At 43.5% G+C, this 13,089-nt stretch carries 12 protein-coding genes; 7 read left to right on the top strand and 5 right to left on the bottom strand.

Features of this window, described 5'->3' with window-relative positions; translation table 11 throughout:
• Positions 1 to 5 precede the first annotated feature (5 nt).
• On the bottom strand, positions 6 to 2,240 hold the full coding sequence (gene fabD, locus LWH95_RS13405; protein WP_232919754.1) for an ACP S-malonyltransferase: 2,235 nt from the start codon (positions 2,238 to 2,240) through the stop codon (positions 6 to 8).
• A 938-nt stretch (positions 2,241 to 3,178) separates the two neighbouring features.
• Here fabD and cueR point away from each other — a divergent pair.
• The 3 genes from cueR to LWH95_RS13390 all read left to right on the top strand — a co-directional run bounded on the left by cueR (position 3,179) and on the right by LWH95_RS13390 (position 6,065).
• Positions 3,179 to 3,610 (top strand): Cu(I)-responsive transcriptional regulator, encoded by a 432-nt coding sequence (gene cueR, locus LWH95_RS13400; protein ID WP_003239551.1) that lies wholly within the window; start codon positions 3,179 to 3,181, stop codon positions 3,608 to 3,610.
• Positions 3,611 to 3,670: 60 nt separating this feature from the next.
• Positions 3,671 to 5,005 carry a hemolysin family protein gene (locus tag LWH95_RS13395; protein WP_003239552.1) on the top strand — a complete coding sequence of 445 codons (1,335 nt, stop codon included), beginning with the start codon at positions 3,671 to 3,673 and terminating at the stop codon, positions 5,003 to 5,005.
• A gap of 160 nt (positions 5,006 to 5,165) precedes the next feature.
• Positions 5,166 to 6,065, top strand: coding sequence for an NAD-dependent epimerase/dehydratase family protein (locus LWH95_RS13390; RefSeq protein WP_003239553.1), 900 nt, complete (start codon positions 5,166 to 5,168; stop codon positions 6,063 to 6,065).
• Between the two features lie 21 nt (positions 6,066 to 6,086).
• Here LWH95_RS13390 and LWH95_RS13385 read toward each other — a convergent pair whose 3' ends face one another.
• The 3 genes from LWH95_RS13385 to LWH95_RS13375 all read right to left on the bottom strand — a co-directional run bounded on the left by LWH95_RS13385 (position 6,087) and on the right by LWH95_RS13375 (position 9,045).
• On the bottom strand, positions 6,087 to 7,214 hold the full coding sequence (locus LWH95_RS13385) for an NAD(P)/FAD-dependent oxidoreductase (RefSeq protein ID WP_232919753.1): 1,128 nt from the start codon (positions 7,212 to 7,214) through the stop codon (positions 6,087 to 6,089).
• Between the two features lie 101 nt (positions 7,215 to 7,315).
• Positions 7,316 to 7,915, bottom strand: a complete 600-nt coding sequence (locus LWH95_RS13380; protein WP_019257912.1) for a 1-acylglycerol-3-phosphate O-acyltransferase — start codon at positions 7,913 to 7,915, stop codon at positions 7,316 to 7,318.
• Positions 7,916 to 8,049: 134 nt separating this feature from the next.
• Entirely contained in the window at positions 8,050 to 9,045 is a 996-nt protein-coding gene (locus LWH95_RS13375; RefSeq protein WP_232919752.1) for an aldo/keto reductase, read from the bottom strand.
• Between the two features lie 196 nt (positions 9,046 to 9,241).
• Between LWH95_RS13375 and sigM the strand changes: the two genes are divergently transcribed.
• From sigM to LWH95_RS13360, 3 genes are read left to right on the top strand one after another with little or no spacing between them, the layout of a single operon-like run.
• Positions 9,242 to 9,733: an RNA polymerase sigma factor SigM gene (gene sigM, locus LWH95_RS13370; protein ID WP_003224177.1), complete on the top strand. Its 492-nt coding sequence runs from the start codon at positions 9,242 to 9,244 to the stop codon at positions 9,731 to 9,733.
• A complete protein-coding gene (locus LWH95_RS13365; protein WP_080010757.1) occupies positions 9,723 to 10,799 on the top strand; it encodes an anti-sigma factor in 1,077 nt (358 codons plus the stop codon). The genes sigM and LWH95_RS13365 overlap by 11 nt, the downstream gene beginning before the upstream one ends.
• Positions 10,787 to 11,077 (top strand): hypothetical protein, encoded by a 291-nt coding sequence (locus LWH95_RS13360; RefSeq protein WP_003239559.1) that lies wholly within the window; start codon positions 10,787 to 10,789, stop codon positions 11,075 to 11,077. The genes LWH95_RS13365 and LWH95_RS13360 overlap by 13 nt, the downstream gene beginning before the upstream one ends.
• Positions 11,078 to 11,109: 32 nt before the next feature.
• Here the strand turns inward: LWH95_RS13360 and LWH95_RS13355 are convergent, their stop codons facing one another.
• Positions 11,110 to 11,538, bottom strand: a complete 429-nt coding sequence (locus LWH95_RS13355) for a GNAT family N-acetyltransferase (RefSeq protein ID WP_019257909.1) — start codon at positions 11,536 to 11,538, stop codon at positions 11,110 to 11,112.
• 109 nt (positions 11,539 to 11,647) lie between these two features.
• Between LWH95_RS13355 and pdxR the strand changes: the two genes are divergently transcribed.
• Positions 11,648 to 13,057: a MocR-like pyridoxine biosynthesis transcription factor PdxR gene (gene pdxR, locus LWH95_RS13350; RefSeq protein WP_232919751.1), complete on the top strand. Its 1,410-nt coding sequence runs from the start codon at positions 11,648 to 11,650 to the stop codon at positions 13,055 to 13,057.
• Positions 13,058 to 13,089 lie beyond the last annotated feature (32 nt).

Raw genomic sequence — 13,089 nt, 5'->3', positions numbered from 1 at the left:
TATCTTTAATTGACCATCGCGAGATAACGCTGATTCAATAAATCGGCAGTTTCCGTTATCAATTTTTTTCCAATTTTATGGACGTGGCGGTTTCTCCAATTTTCCAGTTCTGATCCTTTGACCCATTGGTTAAAAGCGCCGAGAGCAGGACCACAGTGAATCTGATAGTTTACTTTTTGTTCTTCATCCCCAATTAGTGCAAGCCGCGTTGCGTTTCCGAAATACCATTTAAAGATAAGTGCCATTTTGTGTTTTGGCTGACGTTCCGCTCTTTCTATCTCATGCGGAGACCTATATTTTTTTATGTCTGCATAAACTTCTTTAAATGTCCGGTGAAAATATTTATCTTCTATCATTTTTCTCGTTTTTTCATCTATTTCATCTATTGATTTATAATTCCGATACAAGTCATAAAGCTTATTAGCTCTGACAGGAAAAAATAATCCTTTTTTAAGTACCTGGACTTTGGCCCCGATTTCAAACATATCTCCGGCTGGAGCATAATCGGTATCTTGTACATTCGCGAGCTGAAGCAAATCCTTTACGGCATCGCTTGTCCCGGCTTCCACAGTACACTGGTTAATGGAGCCTGTCACAATATAATCAGCGCCGAGCATAAATGCAGCAGCAGCCGCTTCTGGCGTTCCAATCCCCCCCGCTGAGCCGATTCGTACTTTTTTGGGATAGCGGTATTCAGCATGAATCTTATCCCGCAACTTAATCATAGCTGGCATGAGAGCGTACGCAGAACCATTGTCCGTATGTCCGCCAGAATCAGCCTCGACAGTTATATTATCAGCCATCGGAATTTCTCTCATTAATTCGGCCTGTTCCCGAGAGATTTTCCCCTCCCTAGTTAACTGCTCCAATAAATGATTCGGGGCAGGTCGCAGGAAAACTTCTGCCACCTCAGGCCGAGAGACCTTCGCAAAAATCCGGTTTTTCGCTTCAACCTTTCCATTCTGATTTCGTTTGACACCCCGAGCCCTATACATCACGAGCGGAGCTGTTAAGCTGATATAGGCGGCTGCTTCAATAATGTTTATTCCATACTGCAAATACAATTTTATCCTTTCTTCCTCTATATAAGGCTTGTCCGGACTGCACAGTAAGTTCATGCCGAAAGATTCAGCATTTGTCATTTCACGTTGGATACATTGAATTGCTCGTTCAATTGATTCAATTTTCATGCCTCCCGTTCCATAAAACCCAAGCATCCCCGCTTTTCCGACTTGTACCACCATTTGTTCCGACGCAATCCCTTTATACATAGAACCTGTCACATATGCATATTGTAAGCCGTATTCTTCTTTAAATGCATTGCTGCCAAGAGCCTTCGGTGTAATCTTTGTGACGGGCTCAGACTGTTCTTTCCTATGATTCAGCTGAAGGGGCTCTGCTTCTTTTTGAATTTTTTGCGTCAGCTTCGTGAGCACATTACCTGGACCCACTTCCTCAATGGACTGCACCCCAATTGCAGACAAGTACCTTATGCTGTCTGTCCATTTGACTTGATGGGTAATTTGCATGGTAATATTCTTTTTAATGTCATCTCGGACATAAGGCATTCCTTCAACATTTGAAATAACAGGAATTTTTGGAGTCTTTAGTTGTATGCCTTCTAGAAAGTCGGAAAACTCTCTTTTCGCATCCGCCATATAACGGGAATGAAATGCTCCGCTTACCTTTAACGGGATAAAAGCAGCTGCGCCTGCCTTTTCAAAAATAGGCTGCGCCTGCAGGATATCCGATTCCAAACCAGAAATCACAATTTGTGTCGGTGAATTGTCATTAGCAATATCAACCGGCAGGCTATTTTCTTTTAATAGGTGCTTAATCTTTTGGACAGAAAAACCGATGACTGCAGCCATGCCTCCGTTAACGGCCTTGCCCATCAGTTCTCCTCTTTTTTTGACAAGCCGCAATCCAGTTTCAAAATCAAATACACCCGCGGCAAACAAAGCGTTATACTCGCCAAGGCTATGTCCAGCCACAAAATCAGGCATTTTTCCTGTTTCATTGACCTTGTTTAAATAGCATAATGCATTCACAACAAAAAGGGCCGGCTGAGTATATTCAGTTTGTTTTAGTTTTTGGTTTTCGTCATGTAAACATAAATTCTTAATTGAATATCCCAAAATATCATCTGCTAGTTTTGTCAGGTTTGAAAACTCATCAAATAGGTTGCTGCCCATTCCCTTATATTGAGAGCCTTGACCCGGAAAAACATATGCTTTCAATCTTTTGTCTTCCTTTCTGTTTTGTAATAAGTCTGATTATTTCACAGCAGAGCAAGACCAATATTTCTTTTGGCGAAATTATCCGAAGACCATAAAAGATTAATTTCGACATACATATATGCAAACCATTAATTACTCTCACCGACAGTCAATGATTTCATCTGCGAAGCGGACATGAGGCTGCCTGTCAGGCTAGATATTGAGGCTGGCACAGACAGCGTGATAAAAGGCGAACTTAATTCCTGCAATACATTTCCAAGAGAATTACTAAAGAAGCATTTGCAAAGGGCTGCCAAACCGCCAAAACCGCAAATTCCAAGCCGCATCATCGCTGAACTCTCTTCTCGATTATGCTTTTGGAGGCTTTAATGAAGAATTCCTCTTTATATCTGCTCTCATATGAACTCTCTCCTATCCTTATCGTCAAGCTCAGTAAACAGAATTGCAAATCTATATCCATCTGATAGTACGAGAGCCTTGATTAGAAATACAGTGCGGTCATTCAGCATTTATTCCTTTATGTGCAAAAGAATAAATTCTGAATATTCAGAAAAATAAAAACAAGTATAATCAAATATACAGTTATAAAAAATTGTATATCATAAAGTTCGCAAGATCAATGCTTAGCACGCCAGGATATTAACCTGGTGAAATCTTGTGAGATTGTTTCCATTTCCCTTGATCTCTGCTTATGTTCCCTATGTTCCACCATCGTGCCGCAACAGCGAATGGCTTCCCTTATTTCTTTTTCGATTTCGTTCTGTATCACACTTGATTATGCAAAATATGTATCATTTAGTCAATGCTTTTATAGGATATTTTCAAAAAACACACTAAATTTATATTCTTGCCTAAATTAGCTTCGCGAACTCATCAAAAACAATAAACTTGTGCAAGACACCGTTCATATATTAAACTATTCTCATAACTATAACGTGATGGTTGGGAGGGATATAGATGGGGCTGAGACATATCGCATCAGTGAACTAGCGGCACTTGCCGGAGTAACGAAACGAACAGTTGATTATTATACGAATCTCGGTCTGCTTACGCCGGCCAGATCCTGTTCAAATTACCGTTACTACGATGAAAACGCACTAAAACGACTCATATTTATTGTAGATTGCAAGAAGCAGCGATTGGCCCTGTCCGATATTAAAGATCGACTGGAGAACCAGTTTCCCTCTTCAGCTAAACTTGATGATGAAATTGGAAATCTGGCATTAGAAATTGATCATATGAATCAAAACATCTCCGGAATCTTGCATCGGTTTGAACGGCTGAAGCCCGAGGAGCGTGACAAGCTGAAAAGCAAGCTCCCGCCCGAAAAGCTCGCCGTGTTCCAATCATTTATGCTGCTGTTAAGTTAAAACCATTTTATCTAACAGGAGGTGTTACCTTCATTCTCATTGCTAGGATGAAGGTTCTAATTGGACATAGTGAATTTGATTTTTGTCGCTGTTTTAATCGCCCTGACGGCATTTTTCGTGGCATCTGAGTTTGCCATTATCAGAATCAGAGGCTCACGGATTGATCAGCTGATCGCGGAAGGAAATAAAGCAGCAATAGCCGTAAAAAAAGTGACCACGCATCTTGATGAATATTTATCTGCGTGTCAGCTCGGAATTACATTGACTTCCATTGGATTAGGGGTTTTAGGTGAATCAACGATTGAAAGGATGCTTCACCCGCTTTTCGTACAATTGAACGTTCCAGGTTCCCTTTCACATGTCATATCGTTTATTTTTGCGTATGCCATTATCACGTTCCTGCACGTTGTTGTCGGAGAACTTGCACCTAAGACAGTCGCTATCCAAAAGGCGGAAGCAGTGTCTATGCTGTTTGCGAAACCGCTGATTTGGTTTTACCGCATCATGTTTCCGTTCATTTGGCTTTTGAACAATTCCGCACGGTTATTGACAAAAGCATTTGGCCTGGAGACCGTTTCAGAAAACGAACTGGCTCACTCTGAAGAAGAGTTGCGCATCATTCTGTCTGAAAGCTATAAAAGCGGTGAAATTAACCAGTCAGAGTTTAAATATGTGAATAAAATCTTTGAATTTGACGACAGGCTCGCGAAGGAAATTATGATTCCGCGGACCGAAATTGTCAGCCTTCCGCATGATATAAGAATTTCTGAAATGATGGACATCATTCAGATTGAAAAATATACCCGCTACCCTGTGGAAGAGGGCGATAAGGATAACATTATCGGGGTTATTAATATTAAAGAAGTGCTGACCGCCTGCATCAGCGGCGAGGTATCAGTTGATTCCACGATTTCACAATTCGTCAACCCGATCATTCATGTCATTGAATCTGCGCCGATCCAAGATCTGCTTGTCAAAATGCAAAAAGAAAGGGTCCACATGGCCATCCTGTCTGATGAATACGGCGGGACTGCCGGGCTCGTAACGGTTGAAGACATCATTGAAGAAATTGTCGGCGAAATCCGCGATGAATTTGATATTGATGAAATTAACGAAATTCGCAAAATCGGCGAAGGCCATTATATTCTTGACGGAAAAGTGTTAATCGACCAAGTAAACGACCTGCTCGGCATTCATTTAGAGAACGAAGAAGTCGATACAATCGGCGGATGGTTCCTTACCCAAAAATACGATGTTGAAAAAGACGATTCCATCATCGAAGAAGGCTGCGAATTTATCATCAACGAAATCGACGGCCACCACGTCGCTTACATTGAAGTGAAAAAGCTCGCGACAGAAGAGCTGATCGAAGCTGGAGAACCGAAAGAAGCGTAATATAAAAAGGCACCTTTTATTGAGGTGTCTTTTTTATTATGTTTTGTCTTAACATTCCTATTCTTCTCCTATGAAAACTGCTGCTAATAAAACGGTAATCCTCGGGAATTCTAATCAGGGGACTGGATCTCATTTAAAAGCGAGAAAAAGGAGTGAAAACATGAAAGTAGTGGTAACTGGAGCAGCAGGTAAAATAGGACGGTGGGCCGTAAGAGCAATATTGGAGGCCGGCCATGATGTAACAGCGTCAGATCGGTTATTAAGAGAAGAATCAGCATCGAAAAAATTTATTCAAGCAGATTTGCGGGATTATGGCCAGGTATGTCAGCTTATTATGGGCTGTGATGCTGTGGTCCACCTTGGGAATATTCCGACCGATGTCAGGAATACCTCCCAGGCGATATTTGAAAATAATATGCTCGTCAATTTTAATGTCCTGGAAGCCTGTAAAGATTTTAAAATCCCTAAGCTGGTATGGGCTTCAAGTGAAACGGTGCTGGGATATCCGTTTGTCCCGAAAGAGCTCAGCTACCTTCCTGTAGACGAGGAGCACCCGACGATCGTAAAATCATCTTATGCCATGGCAAAACGGCTGACTGAAATCCTCTCAGACATGTATTCAAAGCTTACCAATACACAAATCGTCACCCTCCGTTTTGCGAATATATACGAGCCTGATGAGTACGAAAAAATCCCTGGCATGCACTGGAACGAGCAGCAAAAAGATATACAAAAGAAAAATGCATGGGCCTATTGTGATGTCAGAGATGCTGCACAAGCTTGCCTTCTTGCAGTCGAAAAAAACAATCTCGGAAACGATGTCTTCCATATTACTGCGCCGGACACCATCATGAAAGAACCGAGCGAAGACTTAGTTAAGCGGTTTTTCCCGGATGTCTCTTTAAAAAGAGATATAAAAGGATATGAAACGCTGATGGCAATTGATAAAGCGAAAAAGATCCTTGGTTATGAACCGCGTTATACATGGCGTAATGTGTTAAATAATGACGGTTCACTCAAAGCACTGCCAGAGGATCAGCTGTCATTGTCAAACAAATAAACACCAAAAAGCAGCAGATGTTCAATGAACTTCTGCTGCTTTTTTTATATCATAATCCTCTAAATTGATATCTACATCCATTTTGAGAGCCAGCTTCGCCAGCTGTTGCCCCATATAGGGCCCCATAGTCAATCCTGACGATCCAAGCCCATTTGCTGCTATTATCCCGTCCCAGCCGGGAAGACGTCCGATCACCGGCACATCACCTGGGGTAAAAGGGCGTAAACCGACTCTTGCCTCCTGAAAGGTGCTGTTTTCTAAACCAGGAGCCATTTCTAACCCCTTGTTCAACAACTCCTGCAGCCCGCCGGCCGTTATCCGTACATCATGTCCTTCTATGTTATCTTCACGAGTCGCTCCGATGGCCATTCTCTTGTCAGCATAAGCTAACAGATATTCCTTAGAAGGCGGCATCACAGCAGGCCAGCTTTCCATATTGTTTGCGGCCGGAACCTGCACATATATGATTTGCGCTTTTTGCACGCTTACTTTGAAGTGAATGCCTAAAGGCGCCAGCAATTGGTCTGCCCATACACCGGCACAAACAATCACCTCGTCAGCAGCATAACTTTCATCACCGACGGATACGCCTGTCACTCGTTTTGAATGATATTGAAGCTTGGCATCGCCTGTTAAAAAAACGGCTCCCATTCTTTGAGCAGAACGAACTAATGCATCTCTCAGCACTTCACCATCCACTCGGGCTGCTCCGCTTATATGAATGGAATGGTACCGTTTAGCCAGCATCGGAAACATTCCAGCGGTTTTCATTTCAGAAAGAAAGGAAATCTCACCGATTTCCGGGGCATCTGGTTTACGTTCCTGCACCCTTTTTTCAATTTTTTCTATCTTTTCTTTCTCGTGATGTACACTAAGAGCACCAACAGGAGCATAACCCGTTTCTTTCTCGCCTTCTTTTCTAAGCTCCTCTATGAAACAGGGGTAAAAGTGGGCTCCTGCCTTCGCCATCCTGTACCACGCCTGATTTTTCCTGGGTGACAGCCATGGACAAATAATGCCTTTCGCCGCATGGGTGGCCTGTCCCTTATCTTTCCGATCTATAACAAGAACCTCAGCCCCCATTTTGGCTAACTGATATGCTGTTGACGCTCCTAAAATCCCAGCCCCTACTACAATGATTTTTTTCATTTTCCGTAACCTTTCCCAATAATCAATTCCTCAATTAGTATAGCTAATTGCCAAGGAACTTATAAACAATCGGGAAACCAGTGCGTGCAAGTAATGATGGTTTATAACTGCTCCAGCTTCATTTCAAGCTCTTTAATACTGTTATTCAAAGCCTCTGTCATTGCTGCGAGTCTTTCCTTTGACGGCAGGTGGGCAAAATCAGCCTGTTGAAGAGGTTCACCGATAATAAGCTTCATTTTACCTTTTTTGAATAATTCCTTTCCGCTTGAAGGCCCTTTATAAGCAGCGGGAACGAGCGGCGCTTTCCCCATTTGCGCAATCGTTACCGCACCTCTTTTCAAAGGCACGTCCTCAGAGGTTCTTGTTCCGCTTGGGAAGATACCTACGATCTCTCCTTCTTTCAGCAGCTTAATCGGTGTTTTAATACTGCTTGGCCCGGGGTTTTCCCGATCTACCGGAAAGGCATGAATTTTCTTCAGAAACGAACCGATCCATTTATTTTGAAACAGCTCTTTTTTCGCCATGTAGTGTATTTGATAAGGAAGAATCCCGACTCCGAGTGTGATCACATCAACCCAGCCAGAGTGTGTACACGCGATGACAAAACCTGAATCGGCCGGAAGGTTTTCTTTGTTATACACCTTCACTCCTCCGCGAAGAGAAAGAATAACTTTTAAAGCATTAGCACAAAACTTATACATATCGCACTTCCTTTGTCGTAATCAATGATTCTTTCTGTTACTTATTATAACAACATTTTTTATTACCTGGTACTAATTTTTATGATTTCTCAGGTTAAAACGCGAAAAAGCTGAGGATTCGCCCTCAGCTTTTGTTATATTTCCTCCCTGGTCGGAGGTGCCATAAACTCCGGCCCGACCGGGTCTGATATCGTATTTTCCAATATGGTACTGATGTCTTTTTGATCTTCACTGCTCAGTGTCCAGCCTGTAATCTCAGATACCGCCCCAACCTGCTCAGGCTTTCTTGCCCCCCAAAGAGCGATATCCGCCCCCGGCTGGTCTAAGATCCATCTGACGGCCAAGTGAATCACTGATTTTCCATAACGTGCCTTCGCCAGCTCGTCCAATTGATGGACAGCAGAAAGATACTCTTTAAAGCGGGGCTTCTGGAATTTCGGATCGTGATTTCGCAGATCGTCGCCCTCAAATGTATACTCTTCGGTCATTTTGCCTGTTAACAGCCCTCTGCATAAACTGCCGTATAATAATGTTGTGATCTGTTTGTCTTCCGCATACGGTAGTACATTCTCTTCAATTTCTCTTTCAAACAGATTATATGGCGGCTGAGTCGTATGAAGCGGTGCAGCGGCGCGAAATGTATCCATTTGCTCAACTGAAAAATTGCTGACGCCAATCGCCCGGATTTTCCCGGCATCATATAATTCCTTCATGACTTCAGCCGTTTCTTCAATTGGCACAAGCGGATCAGGCCAATGCACCTGATAAAGATCAATATAATCCGTTTGAAGCCGTTTCAAAGAATTCTCGACTTCCTCTATGATTCTCGCTCTGTTCGCATGGCGGAACAGCTGGTTGTTCTTCCAGTCCAGAGCCGTTTTTGTTGCGAGAATCACCTGATCTCTTTTGCCGTGCTCCTTTATCGCCTTCCCGACGATTTCCTCGGACTGCCCGAAGCCGTAAGCCGGCGCGGTGTCAATCAGTGTGATCCCCTGATCAAGAGCGGCGCGGATTGTTTTGATTGATGTTTTTTCGTCCGTGCCTCCCCACATGGTTCCGCCAATCGCCCATGTGCCGAGGCCGATTCTGGAGGCTTTGATTCCTGTGTCTGCTATACTGGTATATTCCATTGTGCCACTCCTTCACTTTTTCACTATCTTTTCCCCGCTGGCAAAAATGTTAAACATTTCTCGGTACTATCTTTTGCGGCCAATTTTGGTTACTATATATAAATGGTGTTTGATTAGGTATAAAAAAGCCGTTTGCACGTAATGTGTAACTTTAAACCTTTCTTATACGTGTATAAGATAGAGGGGAGAAAAGGCAGTGACGATCGATGAAATTTACCAAATGTACATGAATGATGTTTACAGGTTCCTGCTCTCCATGACAAAAGACAAGCATCTTGCCGAAGACTTGCTGCAGGAAACCTTTATGCGGGCATACATACACATTCACTCCTATGATCACAGCAAAGTAAAGCCCTGGCTTTTTCAAGTGGCGCGAAACGCCTTCATTGATTACGTCAGAAAGCATAAGAAAGAAGTAACCATTTCTGATGACTTGATCGGAAGCCTCTTTCAAAATGCTGTTCAGAGCCCTGCCCACCAGGTAGAGATAAAGGAAGTGCTGACTGGTTATATGTCCGAGCTCCCCGATAATTATCGGGAGGCCTTAACGCTATATTATTTAAAAGAGTTAAATTACAAAGAAGCATCCCATATTATGAATATTTCAGAGGCGAATTTTAAAAGTGTTTTATTTCGTGCCAGACAGCGGCTGAAAGCACTTTATAATAGAGGTGTTAATGATGAATGAAGAATTTAAAAAGCGTTTTGATCAATATAAAAACGGGGAAATGAGCGACCAGGAAATGACCGCATTTGAGGAAGAACTTGAGAAGCTCGAAGTGTATCAGGAATTGATTGACAGCGAGCTGCAGGACGATAACGATTGGGATGTCAGCATCAGTCCTGAAAAACAAAAAGCGATTTTAGCCTACGGCAAACGCAAGTCTTATTTGCGAATTTCTGTGCTTGCCGTCATTTCGACATTGATGATTTTGCCGCTTTGTACGCTGGGAAGCTACCTCTATTACGGAATGGGAGGAAAACACAGCACCGGCAATGAGTTTATGGAAACCGCCGCAGTCACTGTAGCCCTAACTATGCCGAATGTTCTTGTCGATACATCCGGACTGAAAAGCCAAGTGAAGCTGTTTGGCATGAATACGGAATTCCCGCTGCAAAAGCAGATCGGTACGAAGACGGTCGCAGTAGGGAATGAACGGGTTGAGATGTTTTATAATAAAGTGAAAGCGCCGGCCGTTAACTACTATGACCTAGAAGTGCATAAAACCGGCCATTACTTTACACACCCATCAAGTGCGTCAGAACAAACAACCGCAAAAGCAGAAAAAACGTTAAAGACATTGCCTGAAGGAACTGTATCCGAGGTCTACCTCTCATATGACCGCGCATACCCGACAAAAGAAGTGTATAACAAGTTCAAAGGCTATGATGTGAGCTTTTTATGGAATGCAATCGAAACAGAGAAAAACACAAACGATACAGTATACGCAGAGCCGCTTGGCTATCCTGGAAAGGATTCAAAGTTCTTGGCTGCGCTTAATTCAAAAGGCAAATCAAATGGCGATCAGTTTATCAACGCCCTGACATTCATGTCCAAGCATGAAAAATGGGCACAGGTCATTTCCAAACGAAAAGACCTGAAAGTGGATAACCGATTGGATTATGTAGAGAAAAACGGTGTCAATGTATACGGTTCGGTCGTTACAGGACCAACAAAGGAAATTCAACGCATGCTGAAAAACAAATCTGTAAAATCAGCGAATGTCGGCGAGGTGGAATTATGGAACTGGTAAGAATTTTTAAAGAACACAATGTATTCGGCTGGATTTCAGTCGGGACAGCGATTCTGTCCCTGCTCTTGCTGAATTTGGCGATTATCAGCAACGTCACAATTTATTCCTATCAAATGCTTCCGTTCGCCATGGCTGCCGTTCCGTTTGGCATTATTGAGCTCTTCATCAAGAGAGGGCGCACAGGCCCCGGCCTGCTCGGCGTCGTCCTTAATCTCTTTGTAATTATTTGTGTGTATACCATTGTATCTGTTGATACCAATTTACAGTTTGGCTTTTAAAAGAAAGACGCCTGAAGAGGCGTCTTTTTTCATTACACTGGCTTTCGAAACAAGTAGCTTTCTATAGTAAAGCCCATTTTGTCTGTATAAAATCGGTGTGCGTCTTTACGCTGAAGGCCAGATGAAAGACTGACAGAGCCAAATCCGGCTTTTCTCGCCCAGTCTGCGGCATAATCCAAAAGCATTTTGCCGTATCCCTTTGATCGGCAAGGCGCGGTTGTCACAAGATCCGCAATCCATAAGTGCTCTCCTTTATGAATGGAAACCCTCGGCAGCGCGCCGCACAGCGCCCTGATTGCTGTATCCTCATATAAGGCAAACAGCATATACGATTCTTTCCGCACACAGGCTTCAAGCCTTTGTAAATACGTCTCTTCATCCAGTTCTGTTCTCAATTCACTCATTACCGGAAACGACTCGGCCCATTCTTCTTTCGTGGTTAGTTGTTTCATATGTATCATCTTCTCAATCCCCTTTCCTTTCGTTACAATGATCATAGCTAATAAATGGCATTTGCCAAATAGCCAATATCAGAAAAAATGACCATGCCAGATATAAAGGAGATATACGATGGATATCACGCCGTTTCTTGATAAAAAAAGCAAAACACCGCTGTATGAGCAGCTTTATACCTTTTTTAAACAAGAAATTTCACATGCGAGAATAACGAAGGGAACAAAGCTTCCGTCAAAACGCATGCTCTCCGGCTCGCTCGGTGTCAGTACGGCAACAATCGAACGTGCTTACGAGCAATTAACTGCTGAGGGCTATGTCAAAAGCAAGCCAAAAGTCGGCTGGTTCGCGGCGGGAGTAGAAGCAGACTTCCCAGCGGCTCCTGTACATTTTCAGCAGTCTACGCAACCGGTCTTACATGAAGAAAACGCACCTGCTATTGATTTTCACCAAGGCAATGTTGATCCGGCACACTTCCCCTTTAACGCATGGAGAAAAAGCATAGTAAAAAGTCTGGACCGCTATTCCGGATCGTTCCACACCTCTGGCGATCCTCTAGGAGAACCTGAACTCAGGCAGATGATTGCCCATTATGTCAGGCTGTCTCGGGGAGTAAATTGCGAGCCCGGCCAGATCATCATCGGCGGAGGAACCACCGTGCTTCTGCAAATTCTTTGTCTTACGCTTGGGCGCGGAACAAAAATCGGTTTTGAAGAACCGGGATTTCACCGGTCAAGAAGGATGTTTGAAGCAAATCACATGACTGTCATTCCTATTTGTTCTAATGAAGAAGGCGTCCTGCCAGGTGAGCTTAAACAGCGGAATCCGCACCTCTTGTATACGACTCCTTCGCATCAGTTTCCGCTCGGGACCATTATGACGATAGCCCGCAGACAGGAGCTTCTGGCATGGGCAAAAGAAGCACACTCGTTCATTATCGAGGATGATTACGATGGAGAATTTCGCTACAGCGGCCAGCCCATTCCGTCTTTGCAAGGGCTTGATCCGAATGGCAGAGTCATCTATCTCGGCACTTTTTCAAAATCACTGCTGCCTACCTTGCGGCTCAGCTTCATGATTTTGCCTCCCGCGCTGATGGAATCGGTCGGAAAAAACGCTCATTTAATGAAGCAAACGGTCTCTTCCCACTCGCAAATGGCACTGGCGGACTTCATCGAAAGCGGAGAGTGGCAAAAACATGTAAACAGAATGAGAGCCTTATACCGAAAAAAACACGCTGTCCTGTTAGAGGCCATACGGTCTGAACTAGGAAACAGCGTTGAAGTTCTCGGAAAAAACTCCGGGCTTCATATCGTGCTGCGGCTTTTGTTTCCAGCAGGTGAGGAAGAAGCAATTAAAGCAGCCGCCGACAATGGTGTAATCATCTACCCCGTATCTCCCTCTTATAAAGGACAGCCGCCATTTGTTTCTGTTTTAATCGGTTATGGCGGATTGTCAGAAGAGGACATTAGGCTCGGTATCCAAAAACTGAAAATGGCGTGGACTCCGCTGATCTCGTCTTGTTAAACAAAACAGGCTCCGGGAACGGAGCCTGTTGT

It is taken from the genome of Bacillus sp. G16 (assembly GCF_021282335.1).
GTDB lineage: Bacteria > Bacillota > Bacilli > Bacillales > Bacillaceae > Bacillus > Bacillus inaquosorum.
The sequence above is the reverse complement of the archived record's forward strand: the minus strand, read 5'-3'. Positions and strand labels throughout refer to the sequence as shown.